This window comes from Leclercia sp. Colony189, assembly GCF_009740165.1.
Taxonomy (GTDB): Bacteria; Pseudomonadota; Gammaproteobacteria; order Enterobacterales; family Enterobacteriaceae; genus Enterobacter.
Genome location: NZ_CP046557.1, coordinates 2,888,484 through 2,911,657, shown reverse-complemented (window position 1 = coordinate 2,911,657; position 23,174 = coordinate 2,888,484). Strand labels below are relative to the sequence as shown.

Genomic DNA, 23,174 nt, shown 5'->3' with positions numbered 1-23,174 from the left:
GGCTTTTTTTATGGGTGAACTATGCGACTTCTCGAAGATGAATCCCTTATTCAGGGACGTAAAGGCGGTGGCGCTAAACAGCACACCCCTGTTGAGGATCCGGATGACCTGCTGTCGACAGCAAAATTAAAAATGCTGCTGGCGATCGCTGAAGGTGAAATCCAGGGCGAGCTGACGGCACAGAACATCTTCCTAAACGACACCCCGCTGGCGAACGCCGACGGCAGCTACAACTTCACCGGCGTGAGGTGGGATTTTCGCCCGGGCACTCAGGATCAGGACTACATTCAGGGATTGCCGGAGGTCGACAACGAAATGTCGGCCAACGTGACAGTGACCACCACCGCGCCGTGGACACGCCAGTTCTCTAACCTGATGCTGGATGCCGTGCGTATTAAACTGAGCCTGCCCGTACAGTACACCTATAAAGACAACGGTGATATGGTCGGGACGGTCACAGAGTACGCCGTTGATCTCTCGACTGATGGTGCTGCCTGGCAGACGGTGGTTAACGGCAAATTCGACGGAAAGACAACCACGGAATACCAGCGCGACCTCCGCATTGATCTGCCAGCGGCCACTACTGGCTGGGCTGTGCGGGTACGTCGTATCACGCCTGATTCCATCGGGAACTCAAAACTGATAAACGCCTTCAAGGTGTTCTCGTTTGCTGAGGTGATCGACAGCAAGTTACGCTATCCCAATACGGCGCTGCTGTATATCGAGGTCGATGCCAGCCAGTTTACCAATGGCGCGCCGAAGGTGACCTGCAGGCCGAAGGGGAAACTGGTACGCGTGCCGGACTCCTACGATCCGGTTACGCGCACCTACAGCGGTACCTGGTCCGGTGGCTTCAAAATGGCCTACACCAACAACCCGGCCTGGGTATTTTACGATCTGGTGCTGGATGAGATTTACGGCATGGGTACGCGCATCGATGCAGGCATGATCGATAAGTGGGAGTTGTACGCCATTGCGCAGTATTGTGACCAGAAGGTGTCGAACGGGGCGGGTGGTACCGAGCCGCGCTTTACCTGCAACGTTTACATCCAGAGCCAGCAGGACGCCTACACCGTTCTCAGCGATCTGGCAGCGATATTCCGGGGGATTACCTTCTGGGGCAACGACCAGATTTACGTGCGCGCGGATGTGCCGCAGGATGAGGTTGATTTTACCTACCATGCCTCGAACGTGATCGACGGGTTGTTTACCTACGGCGGCGGCAGCTACAAAAACCGCTACTCGTCTGCCCTGGTGTCCTGGTCTGACCCGCAGAATCATTACAGCGATACTGTTGAGAGTGTCTACGATTCCGACCTGGTGAAGCGGTACAAGGTCAACCAGATGTCGATGACGGCGATTGGCTGCACATCCCAGAGTGAAGCGCACCGCCGGGGCCGCTGGGCGCTGCTGTCTAATGCGCGCGACGGAACGGTGTCATTTGGCGTTGGGCTGGACGGTTATATTCCCCTGCCTGCAGAAATTATCGGTATCGCGGATCCGTTCCGTGCCGGCAGGCAAAACGGCGGGCGTATTCGGGCGGTGAGCGGGCGTAATGTCACGCTTGATCGCCCTGCTGACTACGCCGCCGGCGACCGCCTGGTGGTCAACCTGCCGGACGGCAAGGCGCAGACGCGGACAATCGCATCCATCAGCGCGGACAAACAGACGGTGACGGTCACCACCCCCTTCAGGCTGCTGCCTGAGTCCGGTGCAGTGTGGGCCATCGACAGCGACAACCTGGCTATCCAGTATTTTCGTGTGACATCCATCCGGGCGAACGACGACAGCAACGGTGGTTTCACGATCACCGCAGTTCAGCATGACCCGAATAAATACCGCTATATCGATGACGGTGTGCGCATTACCCCAGCGCCAGTCACCGTCACGCCGGTAAGCGTTCTGCCGGCACCGAAAAACATCACCCTCACCGAAACCGACCATATCGAGCAGGGACTTACCGTTGCCACCATGAATGCTTCCTGGGATCGGGTGGATGGTGCGATCCGGTACCAGGCGCAGTGGCGCAAGGATAACGGCGACTGGATAAACGTTCCGGTGAGCAGCGCCCAGGGATTTACGGTGCAGGGGATTTACACCGGGAGTTATGACGTGCGGGTGCGTGCGCTGAACGCTCAGGATTCAAGCTCGCCGTGGGGTTATGCTGATACCACGTATCTTACGGGCAAAAACGGCAGGCCTGGAACGCCGCAGGCACTGGCCGCCACGGACGATGTTGTCTGGGCTATCGATATTACCTGGGCTTTCCCGGATGGCTCAGGTGATACGGCATACACCGAGATTCAGCGCGCCACCACAGAAGACAAGGCTAACCCGCAATTACTGGCTCTGGTGCCGTATCCGGCCACGCATTACCAGCATGGCCCGATGCGGGCGGGCGTCAGTCAGTGGTACCGCGCCCGTCTGGTGGATCGTATCGGCAACACCGGCGACTGGACAGAGTGGGCGGCAGGACAGTCCAGCTCGAAAGCCGGTGATTATCTCGACATGATCGGCGACACGCTTGAACAGACCGAGGGCTACAAAAACCTCGTGTCGGACATTGCCGATCTCGGTGAAGATATCCAGTCGGCGCGCGACGACATCACCGCAGTTACGACAGAGTCGGCGGCGACTAAAGCGGGCCTGGCGCAGGAGGTCACGGACCGTAAGAAAGCCATCACCGACGAGGCAGCGGCGCGGGGGCAGGCGCTGCTGACAGAGAAGAACGAGCGCGTCGCGGATATCAGCAACGTCAATCAGACGATCCAGACCACCACCGAGTCACTGGCGCAGCAGATTGGGCAAATTTCTGCAGGTACCGGCTCGCAGTTCGACCCGGCCAAAATCTGGTACTTCGATTCGACGGTAGAGGGCTGGACCGGGAACGGGACCCCAACAATCGTTGACGGGTGGATTCGACCAGCGAACCATGCCACCGATCCGTGGGTGGCATCCCCGGGCTCACTGGCCATCAACTCCTCGTCCTATCGCTTCATCAAACTGCGCATCAGGAAATTCGGTGCGCCGGGCTGGACGGGGCAGCTGCGGTGGCGTGGTACGGGTGGTTTCAACGACACCAACATGTTCACCGTCGCCGAGCCTGCCTATGACGCGAACGGTATCGCAACTGTGGAGTTCGACAACATCCCCTGGCTGACCGAAACCACGATGAATCAGTTCAGGCTGGACCTGTCCACTAAACAGGACGCGACGAACTATTACCTGATTGACTGGGTGGCGGTCGGACGGCCAACACCGGGGGCCGGGATGGCGGCGCTGCAGCAGGAAACGACAGCACGTGTTGCTGGCGACCAGGCGGAAGCCACAGCGCGCGAGACGCTGGCGGCGCAGATCCGTGGCGGCTACACCGGTGATGACCCGTCGAAGCTGGCCTCGGGCTTGCTCTACACCGAACGCCAGGCGCGCATCACGGCGCAGGAAGCGGAGGTTACAGCCCGGACGGCGCTGGAAGCGACCGTTAATGCCAACAAAGCTGCTGTAACGCAGGAGCTGGCAACGCTGACGACTGAGCAGGAGGCGCAGGCCACCACGCTGTCGGGCCTGCAGACCACCGTCGGGAAAAATTCCGGCGATATCACGCGCATCGATAAAGCCGTCGCCGATAACAACAAAGCGCAGACTACCGCGCTGGCTGCGGTCAAGGCTACTACCGACCAGAACACGGCTGACATCAGCACGGAAATCACGGCCCGTACGGATGGTGACTCCGCGCTGGGGCGTCGTATCGACAGCCTGAAAGTGGATGTGGACGGTAACACTGCCAGCCGCGACGCAGGCATTGTCGGCAGCGTCAGCAACGCCATTGCCAACTTCTTTGCGTTTTCGGATCAGCGCGTCACGTTTGCCGTTGGCGAAACCAAAACGCAGGCCGATATTACCGAGACCCGGAAGACCGCCGCGGATGCCACAAGCGCTGTAGCCGAACAGGTCACGACGCTTAAGGCCACGGTTGAACAAAACGGCCAGACCAACGCCGCCGCCATTACGCGCATTGATAAAGCTGTTACGGATCTGGAGAGCGCCACGGCGACCAGTATCCAGCAGGTGACTGCGTCGATTGGGCAAACCAACGCTAACGTCCAGACGACCAGCCAGGCTGTTGTTGATATCAACGGCAAGCTCTCGGCCCAATGGGGCGTTAAAGTCCAGGTGGAAGCGAACGGTGTCAAACGCATCGCGGGTATTCAGCTGGGCATTGACGGTACAGGGGCCTCAAACTTCCTGATTTCTGCCGATACGTTCGCGGTTTATAACCCAACGACGAACGGGCAGGAGCTGGTGTTTGCTTCGACCGGCGGCCAGATGTTCATGCGTTCGGTGTTCATCCAGGACGGTTCTATCGACAACGGCAAGATCGGGAATTACATCCAGTCCAGCAACTGGGACGGGACCGGCAATGTCGGCTGGCATATCAATAAATCCGGGTATGCCACGTTCAACGGCGTGACCGTTCGCGGCACGATCTATGCCACCGACGGGAGTTTCAGAGGCAGAGTTGAGGCGACCAGCGGGAGCTTCAGGGGCACGGTTGAAGCGACATCTTTCATTGGGGATGTCGCCAACACAGGGGTGTATCCCGACTCCAGCAACCGGTCTAACAATGCCGTTTCTACCAGTGTAGCCATGGCATACACCGACTCCAGCAATAACGGGCTGAATAAAAACGCCGTTGTAGAGTCATTGATATATGTGCGGGGGATTACAGGTGCGGTTACGTCCACCGTTCAGGTAACTATCGCGGGTAACGTCCGTACGTTCAATTATGACGTTCCTGTAGGTGGGCTATGGTTCACTGCACGGCACGCGGCGACCGGGATGGGTGGACAACGTATTGATGCCAGCATTGTCGTTAATTCCAGTAATGCAACCGTGGCAATTTATGCACCAACTATCACTGTGACCCGCGGTACCGGCTCCTTCTCCTGATCCCTACAACCTCAGACCATCCAACCCAGCTCCGGCTGGGTTTTTCATTTTAAGGACATCACGAATGGCCACACTTGATGACGATTTAGCGAAAGCCGTCACGGAAGGGTTTCGCCTGGCGCAAAGCAGTATCATCAACCAGGACCTTATTTTATCGGGTGCCGGTGATGTCACCGTAACCCTGGCAGACGGCTCGAAAAAGACGGGTCCCAGCTGGACGAAGCTGATCGCCCAGGCGGGTGCGGCAGGAGCCAGCGCCGCCGCAGCCAAAACCAGCGAAACAAACGCTCTTGCTTCAAAAAATGCAGCAGCACAAAGCGCCACGAACGCGGCAACGTCTGAGGGGAATGCTCTCTCGTCGAAGAACGCGGCCAAAACTTCAGAAACCAACTCGAAAACGTCTGAGACGAACGCGAAGACTTCAGAGAATAACGCCAAAACCAGCGAAACGAACGCCGCAGCATCACTGGCGGCGGCACAGCTGCTGACGTCTGTACCTTACGAGGAGGCTCCGTTCCCTGACGTCTGGTTACCGCTGAATGATGACATGCGCCTGCTGGCGGGTTCCGCGCCTTATGACCGGCTGACGATTTCCGGGCAGGTACTGGAGCTACCAACAAAGTCAGCGACCTTTGCCCGTTCAACCACTGCAACAGTTATGGATAAGTCAGGGTCAATGCGTTTAGCAGATATTAACGAACCGCGTTTTGAGCGCGGGGGGTTATTAATGGAATCTCAGGCCACGAATTTATATACAAACTCCGAACAGTGGGGGGCGGGGCAACGAGTTACCACAACCAATAATAGCGGCGACTCGCCTCGTGGCGATAAAACGATGGCGTTATTGGTTGAGGATACAGCAAGTTCTGAACACTACTCGCAAGACCGAAATATATCGTTAACAGCAGGCACAACTTATTGTTATTCGGTTTTCGTAAAAGCTCACACAAATCCACGTAATCTATATCTGCGTGTCGCAGCTGGTAGTACAGCCGGTGTTTTCTTCGACCCTGTAGCGGGTGCCTGGGTTGGAACTGGTAATGGTGCTCAGTTTGTCGACCGTGGATTTGAAGTTCTCAGTAATGGTATCTTTCGCGTCTGGATGACATTTACCGCTGCGGCCAGCCAGAGTACAGTTATTCGCCTTCAATTGGGGAATGGACCTTCTTCGAGTTATACCGGTGACGGTGTATCCGGTTTATATGTCTGGGGTGCGCAATTAGAAGACAGTCCTTTCCCAACTTCATACATCCCTACAAATGCGGCAGCAGTGACTCGGACCGCGGATAGTTGGGTCATCCCAGCGGAGAATGCAGGATATAAAACTCTTACCACGCTTTTTGACCGAACCGTTGCCGTGGAGTTAACGACAAAATTTATGCCTGTTGGTGGCTATACAGAGGCTATATCTGTCCAGGGTCCTAGATATGACATCATTTGTCGACTTGATACGAATAAAATGATCCGTTCTTACAGGAGTTCCCCGCTGGAAATTGCCTCACAAGATGGGACGGCAAGTATTTTTTCATACAGAGTTGCGGGTAATAATGTGTATATGTCATTCAATGGCAAGATTACATCAGGCACACGAGCTAATACTGACAATAATGTAATTACGAAATTTGGGAATACAAGTCAGTCAGTTGCCCGGTTCGTATATTACATTCGAAATCTGCGCATCTGGCACCGCGCATTAACTGATAACCAAATTAATGGACTCCGCTAATGAGAGACTTATATCTGCGCTTTAATGACGCCGACGAAATGCGCACGCAGTTAATCGCGGCGGGGTTTATGGATGATGAGGGGCATGGCAGCTTTTATCACCCGGATATCAGCCTGGATATCGTCGGCGTTATCACTGTTCCTGCTGAAGTTATCAATCCCGGTGAGGTAAACGAAGTTATCAAATACACCACCGAACCCGGCTATCACGTCAATTTGCGGGTCATGAATGACTCGCTCGATTTATCCGGGCTGAACGACTTTGTGGTTACACCGAAAACACCGGCTCGCGTCTGGGCTTAGGAGTTAAATCATGGCAAACAGAAAAGACAGTATTACTCTGACCACTGCGGAGATTTCGGATCTGGGCACGGCCGCCAAAAAGGATGTTGGCGCAGCGAAGGGGCAGGTTATAACGGTGGGCGATACGCTGGGAATAGGTGATCCTGTCGTTACTGTCCCGACGTCAGCTCAGGAGAAGGGCGCTCATTACGCATATTATGACGGGAACACCGGGTATGGTGGCTCAGGCGTGGAACTCAAGCACGTTCTCAGGGCTTCATCTGCTGCAACAGGCGGCCTCTCAGTAATCAGGATGATCAATTACTTCAACCGGGACAGGAAGGTTGTAGGGGTTGCATGCTTTGGTGCGTCTGAAGAGTGGAGGGTTAATTTCTATCACTCAGGGAATACGACCCAGGCTGCCGATGGAACCTTAAAAGCAGCCTCGCCAGTCATCCGCCTGTTTCATGACGGCCGCGCAGTCTGCAACGAAGAATCTGAGGGGTGCGCAGTTGAGCGACTGGGCGTCGGGGAGTATCTGATAAGCGGCTGCATAGGGCTCAATTCAGATGCGGCCTGGGGTGGGGTTGATGGCGGGTTCGATATACCCAAAGACCGTAACCGTCAGCCGCTTATCTGGCTGGATTATAAAGTTAACCCGGACGGCTCAGTGCTGGTAAAAACCTTTCACCGTACCCACCCTGATGCTCCGGCGTTCGCCAGAAATGAGATCTCCGGGATTTCCGAAGGCGACCCGGTTGATATCCCGGTCGATCAGTTCGTCTCTGTCCGTGTGGAGATGCCGGTGGACAGCATCTGGAATCAGCGCCAGTTGGAGGCCGCGGCTGCTATGGCTGAAACAGTCCCAGAAGAACAGCCGGATGTTCAGCCGTAATTATCATCAGCTGTCTCAGCGAACAACTCAGGATAGAAAAAAAGCCCGCACGGGAGCGGGCATAACTCCCTTAGCTTTGTTATTAATCCTGCGTTCATGACGCAGGTAAGTAACATATCGGCAGCATTTGCCCTTACTTTAAAAATCAGCTTTTTAAAATGTCGACCGGCCAAATGGCACAGGCGGAAATGGGGCAGGGTCAAACTGCGTGTGAAGTATTGATACTGAGAAATGTTGAATTGAGGCACTGTTAGCTATATAAAAATATTTATTAATTTGATACAGCTAACGGCCCGGGGGCATCGTACCTGTCATGAAATTCATCTGTCCTGTTTGCAGAAGTAACCGGTTCTTTTTCACCTCCTTTAATCCCGAGCAAAACCTGCCCCACGGCGCGGTATGTTCCGTATGCGGAACCCGACTTACTACGCGCTCCATTCGTCCAACGCCACGCAGAAGACGCTGGCCTAAACAGGTGGATTAAGTCCCTGCTGACACGAAGCGGGCTCCTGTCACCGCTACAGTCCTCTGGGCTTTTCAGAGCTCAGTTTTATACCGGAAATTCTGGTATACCCGCTTGGTCAATTCGGCAGAACAGCCAGATATTCAGCATTATCTATCAATAGGCAATGCTTTCTTGATCTGCACCCTCTTTAAAACTACTGTATATAAAAACAGTGGAAGGAGTGCGGCTCATGCCCCGCCGTTCCGACATTCACGCCGCATTTGTGGCCGCAATACAGCTAAACCCCAAGGGCTACCGGTGCTTACGCACTGAAGACTTTATCCGCGAGTTGGCAAAAGTCCATTGGCATTTCAGCCGGGCCGACGCCAACGAGTGGATAGAGCGCTATCAGCCCGACTTCGCCGACAAGACTACAGACCTGAGCGAGAACCGCCTGTGGATCCTGCGCAATATGGGGAGGGTTCACTAATGGGCTTCGCCTCACCAGCTACCGACTATATAGAGCAGCGGGTTACGCCAGCCAGTGTCTGCATGACTCCCGACAGTCGCATCCTCGAGACGTCGGCGGGTTATGCGATCATCGTCCCGGTCACGCGCCCACAGCAGGGTGATGCGCTGTTGATTCTGTCCGGAGGTCGGACGCAGTTTGCGAAGCTTAGGGGTAAAGCGTTAATCACGGATGACGGCGAAGCGATCGAAGGTGATGCAGCTGAAGAGGCTGAGGTTATGAGGCGGGTGACGCACTTTATCAACAGCACTGATGCTGCGATATCTCCTGAGGCGGCATTGGCGCAGTTTTGAGACATATGTACGATAGAAAAATTACGAAGATTGGCAATAGATCTCTTTATATTTGCATTCAAATTTTGTTTATTATGTATTTACATAACGTAAATTTATAAAATTTAATAAAAACAACTCAGGTTGCTTATTTTTAAAGATGCATTTAATATATATGTTATAAATTGCAAAGCTCATTAAGGGATTCCCCAGTGAATATTGATAAAATGAAGATCCAGCATGCCGAGATTATCCATAAAATTAGCCGCCTCAGGGAGCTTAGCCGGGCGGGTGTGACGGCTCATGCGCAAGAAATCGCTCAAACCGTTATCAGTATGAGTTCTGTGATTAAAGTACACCTTTCTGCCGAAGATCAGTTTTTATATCCTTATCTGGAAAAGGTGAACGATCAAAAGCTAAAAACAATGAGCGTAAATTTTCAGCGCGAGATGGCTGATATTGTTGCCGAGTATGAAAAGTTTTCCCGTCGCTGGAATACGGCAAATAAGCTTATCAATTGTGACGAGGCATTTCGCCGCGACGCGAATGTAGTGTTGCGCAAGGTGCATGAACGAATGCAGCGCGAGGATCATAATTTTTATCCGCTGGTAGAGCAGCTTTAAAAAAGGGCGGCAATGGTTCATCCAATACGGGAATTTGGTTTCCCGTATCCAGAAAGGTATGAAAAGGACTTGGTAAAAGCTGGCACTACTCCGAAACTAACCACATATCGGATTCTTCAAACATTTCCTCCAGCATGCGGTTCAGCTTCTCCCGATCGCTTTTGCTGGCATCGCTGTTTAAGCCGTTCGCCTGCATCGGCTTAACCTTCACTTCTGCATCCGGAAAGATCCGGTGCACTCGCTTTGTTAACTCATTCAGAATTATTTCTCTGGCACCTGTTAATCCTTCAACATTCCGTTTGTCGTACACCAACTCAACGAACATACCGCCTCCAAAGCAACAATGATTTTGCACGCAATTTATACTGTTTATTTATACAGTGTCAACGGTTGGGCACGTAGCTTTTTAAGGAAGGTTTTTGGGGCATGTATGGGGCATAAATGCCAGTTTTGGGGCATGGTTGGGACATTTTAACTCATATGAACTTAACCGAATTTCATATGGAGGCGTCTTATAATGCACTGATTAACCTAAAGAAAACACATGCTCTTGGGCGTTCTTTAGTGATTTTAAAAATTACCGCGTCACGCAATTAAAGTGGCGGGCGTACTCTTCAAGACCCGTTATGCCCAGCCGCACCCATTTCGGGTGCGACCATTGGGGTAACCCCAGATAGATCATAGTGCGTTGATAATCTCTTCGGTGCTGCGTACCCGGCCAATACGCGGGAAGATATTGGTCATACTGCCGAGATGCTGCTCGGCCGAAGCTGCGCTGCAGGCATCTTCGGCGATCACCAGGTTAAAGCCCAGCTCCCAGGCGTTACGGGCGGTGGATTCGACGCCAATATTGGTGGCGATCCCACACAGAACGATCGTATCGATGCCGCGACGACGCAGCTGTAACTCAAGATCGGTGCCGTAAAACGCGCCCCACTGGCGCTTGGTCACTTCGATATCGCTCTCTTGCTTACCCAGTGACAGCGGGTAGTCCCACCAGTTTTCCGGCAGAGCATGGGCAGGGGCTTGTGCATCTACCGGCTGCTTCAGCGCCTCGGCGAAATCAGCGGACCAGCCCACGCGGACCATCACCACCGGCGAACCGCTGGTGCGGCATTTTTCCGCCAGACGAGCACTGCGGCTGACCACATCCTGAGCGGTATGCGGGCCACCGGCAAAGGGCAGGATCCCTTCCTGTAAATCAATCACCACAAGGGCGGTACGGGCAGCGTCGAGTGTGAACATGGTTTTTCCTGTTAAATAGTGAGCCATGCTAATACCTTACGCTGAGCCAGCCTGTTCCAGGTCTGATATTTTTGTTAAATTTTGTGAGAATATGCAAGATGCGAGCAGCAAACGCGCGCATGGCGCGCTTCTCTCTTATCGTCTGGCGGAATTTCCAGTATAATAGCCGCCTTTTTTCATCCAGTTTGACATACAAAAAGCTGCGACATAGTAGCCTGCGGCTAAGTTAAGGGATATCTCATGCGTACAGAATATTGCGGGCAGCTGCGTCAGTCCCACGTCGGACAGCAGGTGACCTTGTGTGGTTGGGTCAACCGTCGTCGTGATCTTGGCAGCCTTATCTTTATCGATATGCGCGACCGTGAAGGCATCGTGCAGGTGTTTTTCGATCCAGACCGCGCCGATGCGTTAAAGCTGGCAGCTGAACTGCGTAACGAGTTCTGCATCCAGGTGACCGGTACCGTGCGTGCGCGTGACGAGAAAAACATCAACAGCGACATGGCGACCGGCGAAATCGAAGTGCTGGCGACCGATCTGACCATCATCAACCGTTCAGAATCGCTGCCGCTGGACTCCAACCACATCAATACCGAAGAAGCGCGTCTGAAATTCCGCTACCTCGATCTGCGTCGCCCGGAAATGGCCCAGCGCCTGAAAACCCGTGCAAAAATCACCAGCCTGGTGCGCCGCTTTATGGACGATCACGGTTTCCTCGATATCGAAACCCCGATGCTGACCAAAGCGACCCCGGAAGGCGCGCGCGACTACCTCGTGCCATCCCGCGTTCATAAAGGCAAATTCTACGCGCTGCCGCAGTCTCCTCAGCTGTTCAAACAGCTGCTGATGATGTCCGGTTTCGATCGCTACTATCAGATCGTCAAATGCTTCCGTGACGAAGATCTGCGTGCTGACCGTCAGCCAGAATTTACCCAGATAGACGTCGAGACCTCCTTCATGACCGCCGGGCAGGTGCGTGAAGTGATGGAAGCGCTGGTGCGCAGCCTGTGGCTGGACGTGAAGGGTGTGGATCTGGGCGACTTCCCGATCATGACCTTCGCCGAAGCCGAGCGCCGCTACGGTTCCGACAAGCCAGACCTGCGTAACCCGATGGAGCTGGTGGACGTTGCCGACCTGCTGAAAGGCGTTGAGTTTGCGGTCTTCTCTGGCCCGGCTAACGATCCGAAAGGCCGCGTGGCTGCCCTGCGCGTACCGGGCGGTGCGAGCCTGAGCCGTAAGCAGATTGACGACTACGGTAACTTCATCAAGATTTATGGCGCGAAAGGCCTGGCTTACATCAAAGTCACCGAGCGCGCGAAAGGCATCGAAGGCATCACCAGCCCGGTGGCGAAATTCCTGAATGCTGAGATCGTCGAATCCATCCTGGCGCGCACCGAAGCCCAGGACGGCGACATGATCTTCTTCGGCGCAGACAACAAGAAAGTGGTTGCCGACGCGCTGGGCGCACTGCGTCTGAAGCTGGGTAAAGATCTGAACCTGACCGACGAAGCCAAATGGGCGCCGCTGTGGGTTATCGACTTCCCAATGTTTGAAGACGACGGCGAAGGCGGCCTGACCGCTATGCACCACCCGTTCACCTCGCCGAAAGATATGAGCGCGGCAGAGCTGAAAGCGGCGCCGGAAGAGGCCGTGGCGAACGCCTACGATATGGTCATCAACGGCTACGAAGTGGGTGGCGGTTCCGTGCGTATTCACAGCGGTGAAATGCAGCAGACCGTGTTTGGTATTCTGGGCATTAACGAACAAGAGCAGCGCGAGAAGTTTGGCTTCCTGCTGGACGCGCTGAAGTACGGTACTCCACCGCACGCGGGCCTGGCGTTTGGTCTGGATCGTCTGACCATGCTGCTGACCGGTACCGACAACATTCGTGATGTTATCGCCTTCCCGAAAACCACCGCCGCGGCCTGTCTGATGACCGAAGCGCCAAGCTTTGCTAACCCTGCCTCCTTAAGCGAGCTGGGTATCGAAGTGGTGAAAAAGGAAGAGAAAAACTGATATGGCATATAAGCTTCCCGTTTCCGTGTTAGTGATCATTTATGCAGAAGACACGAAGCGGGTGCTGATGTTGCAGCGACGCGACGATCCCGCCTTCTGGCAGTCGGTAACCGGCAGCCTGGAGGAGGGAGAAACCGCGTTGCAGGCCGCCGCGCGCGAAGTAAAGGAAGAGGTCACCATTGACGTTGCTCGCGAGCAACTGACCCTGAAGGACTGTCAGCGCACGGTGGAGTTTGAAATTTTTAGTCATTTACGTCATCGCTATGCGCCGGGGACTGAACGCAATACAGAATCCTGGTTCTGCCTTGCGCTTCCCCACGAACGGGAGATCGTGTTCACCGAACATTTGACCTACCGCTGGGTTAATGCGACCGAAGCCGCGGCGTTAACCAAGTCGTGGAGCAACCGGCAGGCGATTGAAGAATTTGTAATTAACGCCGCCTGAAAGGGCGCGCTCTTTGAGGATATTTTTATGGCAGGTCATAGTAAGTGGGCCAACACCAAACACCGCAAAGCGGCACAGGATGCCAAACGCGGTAAGATCTTTACCAAAATCATTCGTGAGCTGGTTACCGCAGCCCGTCTGGGTGGCGGCGATGCCGGTTCCAACCCGCGTCTGCGCGCAGCGATCGATAAAGCGCTGAGCAACAACATGACCCGTGACACCCTGAACCGTGCTATCGCCCGTGGCGTAGGCGGCGATGAAGACGCGAACATGGAAACCATCATTTATGAAGGTTACGGTCCTGGCGGTACGGCGGTCATGGTTGAGTGTCTGTCCGACAACCGTAACCGTACCGTGGCGGAAGTGCGTCATGCCTTCAGCAAAACCGGTGGCAACCTGGGTACCGACGGTTCCGTTGCCTACCTGTTCAGCAAAAAAGGCGTCATCTCCTTCGAGAAAGGCGACGAAGATGTGATCATGGAAGCGGCGCTGGAAGCGGGTGCTGAAGATGTGGTGACCTATGACGACGGCGCGATTGACGTCTATACCGCATGGGAAGAGATGGGCGCGGTGCGTGATGCACTGGAAGCCGCTGGCCTGAAAGCCGACGCGGCTGAAGTCTCCATGATCCCGTCCACCAAAGCGGATATGGATGCGGAAACCGCACCAAAACTGCTGCGTCTGATCGATATGCTCGAAGATTGCGACGATGTGCAGGAAGTCTACCACAACGGTGAAATCTCCGACGAGGTTGCGGCTACGCTGTAATGGCCCAACGTAAACCAATAACCGGAGCGGCGTGATGGCAATTATTCTCGGTATTGACCCGGGCTCACGCATCACCGGTTATGGCGTTATCCGTCAGGTCGGGCGACAGTTGACCTACCTGGGCAGTGGTTGTATCCGTACCAAAGTGGACGATCTGCCGTCGCGCCTGAAGCTGATCTATGCGGGCGTGACGGAGATCATCACCCAGTTCCAGCCGGACTATTTCGCCATTGAACAGGTATTTATGGCGAAAAACGCCGACTCGGCGCTGAAGCTTGGCCAGGCGCGCGGCGTGGCGATTGTCGCGGCGGTGAATCAGGATCTGCCGGTGTTTGAATACGCCGCACGGCAGGTTAAGCAGACCGTGGTGGGAATTGGCAGTGCGGAAAAAAGCCAGGTGCAGCACATGGTGCGTACCCTGCTTAAACTGCCCGCCAATCCGCAGGCGGATGCTGCCGATGCCCTGGCGATCGCCATTACCCATTGCCACATCAGCCAGAATGCGGTGCAGATGAGCGAATCGCGGCTCAATCTGGCGCGCGGTCGATTGCGCTAAATGTAAAAATCAGGCTGGATGTTTATCCAGCCTTTTTTTATTATGGCAGCGGTAACTTTTAGCCCTTAACGCAGGAGCGTCACGTGATAGGCAGACTCAGAGGCATCATTCTAGAAAAACAACCCCCGATAGTGCTGCTTGAGACCGGAGGCGTGGGCTATGAAGTCCATATGCCGATGACCTGTTTCTATGAATTGCCGGACGCGGGCAAGGAAGCGATCGTCTTTACCCACTTTGTGGTGCGTGAAGATGCCCAGCTGCTGTATGGCTTTAACAACAAGCAGGAGCGCACCCTGTTTAAAGAGCTGATTAAAACCAACGGCGTGGGGCCAAAACTGGCGCTGGCCATCCTCTCCGGGATGTCGGCTCCGCAGTTCGTTAACGCCGTAGAGCGTGAAGATCCCGCGGCTCTGGTTAAGCTCCCTGGCATCGGTAAGAAAACGGCCGAGCGCCTGATTGTCGAGATGAAAGATCGCTTTAAAGGTCTGCATGGCGATCTGTTTACCCCTGCCGCCGACCTGGTGCTGACCTCACCGGCTGGCCCGGCAACAGACGATGCGGAACAGGAAGCGGTTGCCGCGCTGGTGGCGCTGGGCTATAAACCTCAGGAAGCGAGCCGGATGATTAGCAAAGTGGCTAAACCGGACGCCACCAGTGAAACCCTGATTCGTGAAGCGCTGCGCGCCGCATTGTGAGGTAAAGGATGATTGAAGCAGACCGTCTGGTCTCGGCAGGCAGTGTTCAGACAGAAGATCTGGTGGACAGGGCGATCCGCCCGAAACTGCTTGATGAGTATATTGGCCAGCCACAGGTGCGTTCGCAGATGGAGATCTTTATCCAGGCGGCGAAACTTCGCGGCGATGCCCTCGATCACCTGTTGATTTTCGGCCCGCCGGGGCTCGGGAAAACGACCCTCGCAAATATCGTCGCCAATGAGATGGGCGTTAACCTGCGCACCACCTCCGGCCCGGTGCTGGAAAAGGCAGGGGATCTGGCGGCGATGCTGACCAACCTTGAACCCCACGACGTGCTGTTTATCGATGAGATCCACCGCCTGTCACCGGTGGTGGAAGAGGTGCTCTATCCGGCGATGGAAGATTACCAGCTGGATATCATGATTGGCGAAGGTCCGGCTGCGCGTTCGATTAAGATCGATCTGCCGCCTTTCACGCTGATTGGCGCCACCACCCGCGCCGGGTCGTTAACGTCACCGCTGCGCGATCGTTTCGGCATTGTGCAGCGTCTTGAGTTTTATCAGGTGCCCGATCTCCAGCATATCGTCAGCCGCAGCGCGCGCTTTATGGGGCTGGATATGAGCGAAGAGGGGGCCTTTGAAGTGGCGAAGCGTTCCCGCGGTACGCCACGTATCGCCAACCGGCTGCTGCGCAGGGTGCGTGATTTTGCCGAGGTGAAGCACGACGGCACGATTTCGCATGAGATCGCCGCCCAGGCGCTGGATATGCTGAACGTCGATGCTGAAGGGTTCGACTATATGGATCGCAAGCTGCTGCTGGCGGTGCTGGATAAATTCTTTGGCGGGCCGGTCGGGCTGGATAACCTGGCGGCGGCGATTGGCGAAGAGCGTGAGACCATTGAAGATGTGCTGGAGCCCTATCTGATCCAGCAGGGCTTTTTGCAGCGTACGCCGCGCGGGCGCATGGCGACGGTGCGGGCCTGGGATCACTTTGGCATTACGCCGCCGGAGATGCCGTAACCTCGGCGGAAGTTGCCGGATGGCGGCTGCGCCTTATCCGGCCTACAAAAGCGCGATCCTGTAGGCCCGGTAAGCGTAGCGCCACCGGGCAATTAATGACCTTAGCTGGCTGGTTTCTTCATCATGCTGAAGATAAACAGCACTGCCGCGCACAGCACGACCGACGGTCCGGCAGGGGTGTCGTAAAACGCCGAGAAGGTGAGCCCGCCGGTGACGGCAATCATCCCTACACCCACGGCTACACCGGCCATCTGCTCCGGGGTACGGGCAAAACGACGGGCGGTGGCGGCTGGGATAATCAGCAGTGAGGTGATGATCAGCGCCCCGACAAACTTCATCGCCACGCCAATGGTCAGGGCGGTGACCAGCATCAGCAGCAGCTTCACGCGCTGCAGCTTCACGCCATCTACAAAGGCTAAATCCGGGCTGATGGTCATAGCCAGCAGGTTACGCCACTGCCACAGCAGGATTGCGAGGACAATCACCACCCCGATGGCAATGGCGATCAGATCGTCAGGTGTCACCGCCAGCAGATCGCCAAACAGATAGGCCATTAGATCCACGCGGATATTGGACATCAGGCTGACCACCACCAGACCCAGCGACAGGGCGCTGTGGGCCATGATCCCAAGCAGCGTATCCACCGCCAGGTGCGGGCGCTTCTCCAGCCAGACCAGGCCGGCGGCCAGCAGCAGCGTAACCACAATCACCGCGTAGAATGGATTCACATCCAGCAGCAAACCAAACGCCACCCCCAGCAGGGAAGCGTGCGCCAGCGTATCGCCAAAGTAGGACATCCGGCGCCAGACAACAAACGAGCCCAGTGGACCCGCCGCGCAGGCGAGCATCATCCCGGCCAGCCAGCCGGGCAGTAAGAGTTCAATCATGAGTTACCGTTTCCCCGGCGAAGGACAATGCGTCCCTGCAAATCATGGCGGTGGTTGTGATGGTGGCGATAAATGCCCAGCTGTTCGGCACCGCGAGGACCAAACATCGAGATAAACTCCGGATGCATGGAGACCACTTCCGGCGTGCCGGAGCAGCAGATGTGATGGTTAAGACAAAGCACTTCGTCCGTTTTCGCCATGACCAGATGCAGGTCGTGCGACACCATCAGCACAGCGCAGTCCAGCTCTTTACGTAGCTGATCGATGAGGTCATACAGGGCAACCTGACCGTTGACATCCACGCCCTGAGTCGGCTCGTCGAGCACCAGCAGCTGCGGCTTATTCAGCAGGGCGCGGGCCAGCAGCACGCGCTGGGTTTCGCCGCCGGAGAGTTTTTGCAGGGGCGCGTCGATAAGATGCCCGGCCTGTACCCGCTTGAGCGCCGGAAGAATATCCTCTTTACGCGTATCGGGACGCAGACGCAGGAAACGGCTGACCGTCAGCGGCAGCGTGGCGTCCAGATGCAGTTTCTGAGGGACATAGCCAATACGTAGCTGCCGATCACGCTTGATCAGGCCCGCATCGGGTGCTACCAGGCCGAGTACAAGCCGCACCAGCGTTGATTTACCCGCGCCGTTGGGGCCGAGTAACGTCAGAATTTTGCCAGGCTTCAGATCCAGCGAAACGTCAGAGAGGACGCGGCGCTGGCCAAATGAAACCGAAATATTTTCGAGAGAAACCAAAGTCGTCATATCAATTTATGCTTGCAGAAGTCATCGAATGTTATAATATCACATTCCACATGTTCATTACGATGATTAGTCGCATTATGTTACAGAAAAATACGCTTCTTTTCGCAGCATTATCCGCTGCCCTTTGGGGTACCGCAGTACAAGATGTTAACGCCGCCGTTGTCGCTTCGCTTAAACCGCTCGGTTTTATCGCTTCCGCTATCGCAGATGGCGTCACCGAAACCCAGGTTTTATTGCCTGATGGCGCGTCAGAGCATGACTACTCCCTGCGCCCTTCGGACGTAAAACGTTTACAAAACGCGGACTTAGTTGTATGGATTGGCCCGGAGATGGAAGCCTTCATGCAGAAGTCAGCGAGTCAGTTGCCTGACGCTAAACAGGTTAACATCTCTGGCCTTGCAGGTGTGAAACCGCTTCTCATGAAAGGGGCGGATGATGACGAGCACGACCACGATCATGGCCACGGTGCCGAGGAAAAAGGTGACGAGCATCACCATCACGGTGACTACAACATGCACCTTTGGCTTTCACCAGAAATAGCGCGGCTGTCAGCGGTTGCAATCCATGAAAAATTAGTGGAACTTATGCCGCAAAGTCGAGCCAAACTAGACGCCAACCTGAAGGATTTTGAGGCACAACTTGCCGCAACCGACAAGCAGGTGGGTACCGAGCTCGCACCATTGAAAGGTAAGGGATATTTCGTTTTTCATGATGCCTATGGCTACTACGAAAAACACTACGGTCTTGCGCCGCTTGGCCACTTCACCGTGAATCCAGAAATTCAACCTGGTGCGCAGCGTTTACATGAAATCAGAACACAGTTGGTTGAGCAAAAAGCGACCTGCGTTTTTGCTGAGCCACAGTTCAGGCCAGCGGTCGTTGAAGCCGTGGCAAGGGGAACGTCCGTCCGTATGGGCACCCTTGACCCACTGGGAACCTCTATCCAGTTGAGCAAAGCGAGCTATTCACAGTTCCTCAGCCAACTGGCGAACCAGTATGCGAGCTGCCTGAAAGGAGATTAACGAGGAAGTGATTACGTGCAACAGATAGCCCGCTCTGTCGCCCTGGCATTTAACAATCTGCCCCGGCCCCACCGCGTCATGCTGGGGTCGCTTACAGTTCTCACCTTAGCGGTCGCCGTCTGGCGGCCCTTTGTATACCACCCAAATTCCGCGCCAGTTATCAGAACCATTGAGCTGGAAAAGAGTGAAATTCGCTCCCTGCTGCCGGAAGCCAGTGAACCTATCGACCAGGCCCCGCAGGAAGAAGAAGCGATTCCGCAGGATGAGCTTGATGAAAAGACCGAAGCCGAAGTGGGCGTACACGAATATGTCGTGTCAACGGGCGATACATTAAGCAGCGTTCTGAACCAGTACGGCATTGAAATGGGTGAAATCAGCCAGCTTGCTGCGTCTGATAAAGATCTGCGGAACCTGAAAATCGGTCAACAGCTCTCCTGGACCCTCACCGATAACGGTGACTTGCAGCGCCTGACCTGGGAAGTCTCCCGTCGTGAAACCCGTACTTACGATCGTACTGAAAACGGTTTCAAGATGAGCAGCGAAATGCAGCAGGGTGACTGGGTTAACAGCGCCATCAAAGGTACCTTAAGTGGCGGCAGTTTTGTTGCCAGCGCCCGTGATGCGGGGCTGACCAGCGGTGAAATCAGCTCGGTGATCAAAGCCATGCAGTGGCAGATGGACTTCCGTAAGCTGAAAAAAGGCGATTCGTTTTCGGTGCTGATGTCCCGCGAAATGCTGGACGGCAAGCGCGAGCAGAGCCAGCTGCTGGGCGTCCGTCTACGCACGGATGGTAAAGATTATTACGCCATCCGCGCCGAAGACGGTAAATTCTACGATCGTAACGGTACGGGTCTGGCGAAAGGCTTTTTACGCTTCCCGACGTCGAAACAGTTCCGCGTCTCTTCGAACTTTAACCCGCGTCGTCTGAATCCGGTCACTGGCCGTGTTGCGCCGCACCGTGGGGTGGATTTCGCCATGCCGCAGGGTACGCCGGTTCTGGCTGTCGGTGACGGCGAAGTGGTAATGGCAAAACGCAGCGGCGCGGCGGGCTATTATGTCGCCATACGTCACGGGCGCACCTACACCACGCGCTATATGCACCTGCGTAAGCTGCTGGTGAAGCCGGGCCAGAAAGTGAAACGTGGCGACCGTATTGCGCTGTCGGGCAATACCGGGCGTTCTACCGGCCCGCATCTGCACTATGAAGTGTGGATCAACCAGCAGGCGGTCAACCCGTTAACGGCGAAGCTGCCGCGCACCGAAGGGCTGACCGGTAAAGACCGCACCGATTATCTGGCGCAGGTCAAAGAGGTTATTCCCCAGCTGACCCTGAATTAATTCAGCAGCGTTAAAAGCCGGTGCACTCCTGCACCGGCTTTTTCTTTTGTGCGTTGCACATGGCCTCGCTAAACTATCTCATCACTCTTTAAAGCATCACCCGCCCTGGAAAAAGCATGGAAACCAAAAAGAACAATAGTGAATACATTCCTGAATTTGAGAAATCGTTTCGTCATCCGCGCTTCTGGGGCGCCTGGCTGGGTGTCTATGCGTTTGCAGGTATTGCGATGCTGCCGCCCGCCCTGCGCGATCCGCTGCTCGGCAAAGTGGGGCGCCTGGCGGGCAAACTGGGCAAAAGCGCCCGTCGTCGCGCCCAGATAAACCTGTTTTACTGCTTCCCGGAGAAGAGCGAGGCAGAACGCGAAGCCATCATTGATGAGATGTTTACTACCGCGCCGCAGGCGATGGCGATGATGGCTGAGCTGGCCTTACGCGGGCCGGAAAAAGTGACCAGCCGGGTCGACTGGAAGGGGCTGGAGATCGTCGAAGAGATGCGTCGCAACGACGAAAAGGTGATCTTCCTGGTGCCGCACGGCTGGGGCGTGGATATTCCGGCGATGCTGATGGCCTCGCAAGGGCAAAAAATGGCGGCGATGTTCCATAATCAGGGAAATAAGGTCTTTGATTATGTCTGGAACACCGTGCGTCGTCGCTTCGGCGGACGCCTGCATGCCCGTAACGACGGGATCAAACCCTTTATCAAGTCCGTACGCCAGGGCTACTGGGGCTACTATCTGCCGGACCAGGATCACGGGCCGGAACATAGCGAGTTTGTCGATTTCTTTGCCACCTATAAAGCGACGTTACCCGCCATTGGCCGCTTGATGAAGGTGTGTCAGGCGCGGGTGATCCCGTTATTCCCCATTTACGACGGCAAAACCCATCGCCTGACGATTGAAGTCCGCCCACCGATGGACGATCTGCTCACCGCGGACGACAACACTATTGCACGCCGGATGAACGAAGAGGTGGAGATTCTGGTGGGGCCCCACGCGGAGCAGTACACCTGGATCCTGAAACTGCTGAAGACGCGCAAGCCCGGCGAGAAAGAGCCCTATAAGCGTAAAGAGCTCTATCCGAAGAAATAAAAAATCCCCCGGAAACGGGGGATTTTTTTATTGCCCGGCGGCGCTGCGCTTGCACGGGCCTACGGACCTGTAGGCCGGGTAAGCGCAGCGCCACCCGGCGAAACCGTCGGATTATTCGACGGTCATCACGCGGGTGGTGTTGGTCGAGCCGATGGTGCTCATCACATCGCCCTGAGTGACGATAACGATATCGCCGGAGACAAGATAGCCTTTGTCGCGCAGCAGGTTCACGGCGTCGTTCGCCGCGGCCACACCGTCGTTATTGCTGTCGAAGAACACCGGCGTCACGCCGCGATAGAGCGCGGTCAGGTTCAGGGTGCGCTCATGACGGGACATGGCGAAGATCGGCAGGCCGGAGCTGATACGGGAGGTCATCAGCGCAGTACGGCCCGATTCGGTCATGGTGATGATCGCCGTCACGCCCTTCAGGTGGTTCGCCGCGTACATGGCGGACATCGCAATCGCTTCTTCGACGTTGTCGAACTGAATGTCCAGACGGTGTTTAGAAACGTTGATGCTTGGGATCTTCTCTGCACCCAGGCAGACGCGCGCCATTGCAGCCACGGTCTCCGCCGGGTACTGGCCGGCAGCGGTTTCCGCAGAGAGCATCACGGCATCGGTGCCGTCGAGGACGGCGTTCGCCACGTCCATCACTTCCGCACGGGTCGGCATTGGGTTGGTGATCATCGACTCCATCATCTGGGTTGCGGTGATCACGGAGCGGTTAAGCTGACGCGCACGGCGGATCAGCGCTTTCTGGATCCCGACCAGTTCCGGGTCGCCAATCTCAACGCCCAGGTCACCACGGGCAACCATCACCACATCAGACGCCAGGATGATATCGTCCATAGCATCCTGGCTGCAGACCGCTTCAGCACGTTCTACTTTCGCCACGATTTTGGCATCGCAGCCAGCGTCGCGCGCCAGACGGCGGGCATAGTTCAGATCTTCGCCACAGCGCGGGAAGGAGACGGCCAGATAATCCACGCCGATATCCGCGGCGGTGATGATGTCAGCTTTGTCTTTTTCGGTCAGGGCTTCAGCAGAGAGACCGCCGCCCAGCTTGTTGATGCCTTTGTTGTTGGAGAGCGGGCCGCCAACGGTCACTTCGGTGAAGACCTTCATGCCCTGAACGTCGAGCACCTTCAGCTGAACGCGACCATCGTCCAGCAGCAGGATATCGCCCGGCACCACGTCAGCGGGCAGGCCCTTGTAGTCGATGCCCACTTTCTCTTTATCGCCTTCGCCTTTGCTCAGGTTGGCATCCAGCAGGAACTTATCCCCGATATTGAGGAAAACTTTGCCTTCTTTGAAGGTGGATACACGGATTTTTGGACCCTGCAGATCACCGAGGATAGCGACATGACGTCCCAGTTTTGCCGCGATCTCACGGACCTTGTCTGCACGTAATTTATGATCTTCTGGCGTACCGTGAGAGAAGTTCATACGCACGACGTTGGCCCCTGCGGCGATAATTTTCTCAAGGTTATTATCGCGGTCAGTAGCCGGGCCTAAGGTGGTAACGATCTTGGTTCTGCGAAGCCTTCTGGACATGTAATACTCCGTTGTCTAAAACAACCTGGTGTTGCGTGAACGATGATTCGGCACGTTGTCCGTCTTTAATA

General features: G+C 55.4%; 21 protein-coding genes and 2 pseudogenes. 17 read left to right on the top strand and 6 right to left on the bottom strand.

Annotated elements, in window-relative coordinates; all coding sequences use genetic code 11:
• Nucleotides 1-21: 21 nt before the first annotated feature.
• From GNG29_RS23395 to GNG29_RS13830, 8 genes and pseudogenes are all read left to right on the top strand, one after another.
• Nucleotides 22-2,485: pseudogene (locus GNG29_RS23395) on the top strand (host specificity protein J); the annotation flags it as partial.
• A gap of 23 nt (nucleotides 2,486-2,508) precedes the next feature.
• Nucleotides 2,509-4,950 carry a DUF1983 domain-containing protein gene (locus tag GNG29_RS23390; protein ID WP_409201138.1) on the top strand — a complete coding sequence of 814 codons (2,442 nt, stop codon included), beginning with the start codon at nucleotides 2,509-2,511 and terminating at the stop codon, nucleotides 4,948-4,950.
• A 64-nt stretch (nucleotides 4,951-5,014) separates the two neighbouring features.
• The gene (locus GNG29_RS13855) at nucleotides 5,015-6,676 is read left to right on the top strand and encodes a hypothetical protein (protein ID WP_156654758.1); all 1,662 of its coding nucleotides are present in this window, start codon (nucleotides 5,015-5,017) and stop codon (nucleotides 6,674-6,676) included.
• Nucleotides 6,676-6,978 (top strand): hypothetical protein, encoded by a 303-nt coding sequence (locus GNG29_RS13850; RefSeq protein WP_156654757.1) that lies wholly within the window; start codon nucleotides 6,676-6,678, stop codon nucleotides 6,976-6,978. Before GNG29_RS13855 ends, GNG29_RS13850 begins: the two co-directional genes overlap by 1 nt.
• Nucleotides 6,979-6,988: 10 nt before the next feature.
• Complete coding sequence (locus GNG29_RS23385) at nucleotides 6,989-7,852, top strand: hypothetical protein (RefSeq protein WP_231736528.1); 864 nt, start codon at nucleotides 6,989-6,991, stop codon at nucleotides 7,850-7,852.
• A gap of 695 nt (nucleotides 7,853-8,547) precedes the next feature.
• Nucleotides 8,548-8,787, top strand: a complete 240-nt coding sequence (locus tag GNG29_RS13840) for a hypothetical protein (RefSeq protein ID WP_142489979.1) — start codon at nucleotides 8,548-8,550, stop codon at nucleotides 8,785-8,787.
• A complete protein-coding gene (locus tag GNG29_RS13835; protein WP_142489978.1) occupies nucleotides 8,787-9,119 on the top strand; it encodes a hypothetical protein in 333 nt (110 codons plus the stop codon). The genes GNG29_RS13840 and GNG29_RS13835 overlap by 1 nt, the downstream gene beginning before the upstream one ends.
• Nucleotides 9,120-9,310: 191 nt before the next feature.
• Nucleotides 9,311-9,721 (top strand): hemerythrin domain-containing protein, encoded by a 411-nt coding sequence (locus GNG29_RS13830; RefSeq protein WP_048217473.1) that lies wholly within the window; start codon nucleotides 9,311-9,313, stop codon nucleotides 9,719-9,721.
• A gap of 85 nt (nucleotides 9,722-9,806) precedes the next feature.
• On the opposite strand, the gene GNG29_RS13825 is transcribed toward GNG29_RS13830, so the two are convergent.
• The 3 genes and pseudogenes from GNG29_RS13825 to GNG29_RS13820 all read right to left on the bottom strand — a co-directional run bounded on the left by GNG29_RS13825 (nucleotide 9,807) and on the right by GNG29_RS13820 (nucleotide 10,966).
• Nucleotides 9,807-10,046 carry a DinI family protein gene (locus tag GNG29_RS13825; RefSeq protein WP_000497460.1) on the bottom strand — a complete coding sequence of 80 codons (240 nt, stop codon included), beginning with the start codon at nucleotides 10,044-10,046 and terminating at the stop codon, nucleotides 9,807-9,809.
• Nucleotides 10,047-10,307: 261 nt separating this feature from the next.
• Nucleotides 10,308-10,403: pseudogene (locus GNG29_RS23380) on the bottom strand (hypothetical protein); the annotation flags it as partial.
• Nucleotides 10,400-10,966 (bottom strand): hydrolase, encoded by a 567-nt coding sequence (locus GNG29_RS13820; RefSeq protein WP_103180068.1) that lies wholly within the window; start codon nucleotides 10,964-10,966, stop codon nucleotides 10,400-10,402. The pseudogene GNG29_RS23380 and the gene GNG29_RS13820, both read right to left, overlap by 4 nt.
• Nucleotides 10,967-11,206: 240 nt before the next feature.
• Between GNG29_RS13820 and aspS the strand changes: the two genes are divergently transcribed.
• From aspS to ruvB, 6 genes are all read left to right on the top strand, one after another.
• Nucleotides 11,207-12,979, top strand: coding sequence for an aspartate--tRNA ligase (gene aspS, locus GNG29_RS13815; protein WP_156654756.1), 1,773 nt, complete (start codon nucleotides 11,207-11,209; stop codon nucleotides 12,977-12,979).
• Nucleotide 12,980: 1 nt separating this feature from the next.
• The gene (gene nudB / locus GNG29_RS13810; protein ID WP_103180066.1) at nucleotides 12,981-13,424 is read left to right on the top strand and encodes a dihydroneopterin triphosphate diphosphatase; all 444 of its coding nucleotides are present in this window, start codon (nucleotides 12,981-12,983) and stop codon (nucleotides 13,422-13,424) included.
• Nucleotides 13,425-13,451: 27 nt separating this feature from the next.
• Nucleotides 13,452-14,192, top strand: a complete 741-nt coding sequence (locus GNG29_RS13805) for a YebC/PmpR family DNA-binding transcriptional regulator (protein WP_103180065.1) — start codon at nucleotides 13,452-13,454, stop codon at nucleotides 14,190-14,192.
• Between the two features lie 34 nt (nucleotides 14,193-14,226).
• Nucleotides 14,227-14,748: a crossover junction endodeoxyribonuclease RuvC gene (gene ruvC / locus GNG29_RS13800; RefSeq protein ID WP_103180064.1), complete on the top strand. Its 522-nt coding sequence runs from the start codon at nucleotides 14,227-14,229 to the stop codon at nucleotides 14,746-14,748.
• Between the two features lie 83 nt (nucleotides 14,749-14,831).
• The gene (gene ruvA, locus GNG29_RS13795) at nucleotides 14,832-15,443 is read left to right on the top strand and encodes a Holliday junction branch migration protein RuvA (protein WP_103180063.1); all 612 of its coding nucleotides are present in this window, start codon (nucleotides 14,832-14,834) and stop codon (nucleotides 15,441-15,443) included.
• Between the two features lie 8 nt (nucleotides 15,444-15,451).
• Nucleotides 15,452-16,462, top strand: coding sequence for a Holliday junction branch migration DNA helicase RuvB (gene ruvB / locus GNG29_RS13790; protein WP_103180062.1), 1,011 nt, complete (start codon nucleotides 15,452-15,454; stop codon nucleotides 16,460-16,462).
• Between the two features lie 101 nt (nucleotides 16,463-16,563).
• Here ruvB and znuB read toward each other — a convergent pair whose 3' ends face one another.
• Nucleotides 16,564-17,349: a zinc ABC transporter permease subunit ZnuB gene (gene znuB / locus GNG29_RS13785; RefSeq protein WP_103180061.1), complete on the bottom strand. Its 786-nt coding sequence runs from the start codon at nucleotides 17,347-17,349 to the stop codon at nucleotides 16,564-16,566.
• Nucleotides 17,346-18,101: a zinc ABC transporter ATP-binding protein ZnuC gene (znuC, locus tag GNG29_RS13780; RefSeq protein ID WP_103180060.1), complete on the bottom strand. Its 756-nt coding sequence runs from the start codon at nucleotides 18,099-18,101 to the stop codon at nucleotides 17,346-17,348. Before znuC ends, znuB begins: the two co-directional genes overlap by 4 nt.
• Nucleotides 18,102-18,178: 77 nt before the next feature.
• Here znuC and znuA point away from each other — a divergent pair, with 77 nt between their 5' ends.
• The 3 genes from znuA to lpxM all read left to right on the top strand — a co-directional run bounded on the left by znuA (nucleotide 18,179) and on the right by lpxM (nucleotide 21,549).
• Nucleotides 18,179-19,123, top strand: coding sequence for a zinc ABC transporter substrate-binding protein ZnuA (znuA, locus tag GNG29_RS13775; RefSeq protein ID WP_156655498.1), 945 nt, complete (start codon nucleotides 18,179-18,181; stop codon nucleotides 19,121-19,123).
• Between the two features lie 15 nt (nucleotides 19,124-19,138).
• Nucleotides 19,139-20,461, top strand: coding sequence for a murein DD-endopeptidase MepM (gene mepM, locus GNG29_RS13770; RefSeq protein WP_103180059.1), 1,323 nt, complete (start codon nucleotides 19,139-19,141; stop codon nucleotides 20,459-20,461).
• A 116-nt stretch (nucleotides 20,462-20,577) separates the two neighbouring features.
• Nucleotides 20,578-21,549 carry a lauroyl-Kdo(2)-lipid IV(A) myristoyltransferase gene (lpxM, locus tag GNG29_RS13765; RefSeq protein ID WP_156654755.1) on the top strand — a complete coding sequence of 324 codons (972 nt, stop codon included), beginning with the start codon at nucleotides 20,578-20,580 and terminating at the stop codon, nucleotides 21,547-21,549.
• A gap of 111 nt (nucleotides 21,550-21,660) precedes the next feature.
• Here lpxM and pyk read toward each other — a convergent pair whose 3' ends face one another.
• Nucleotides 21,661-23,103, bottom strand: coding sequence for a pyruvate kinase (pyk, locus tag GNG29_RS13760; protein ID WP_103180057.1), 1,443 nt, complete (start codon nucleotides 23,101-23,103; stop codon nucleotides 21,661-21,663).
• Between the last annotated feature and the right edge of the window lie 71 nt (nucleotides 23,104-23,174).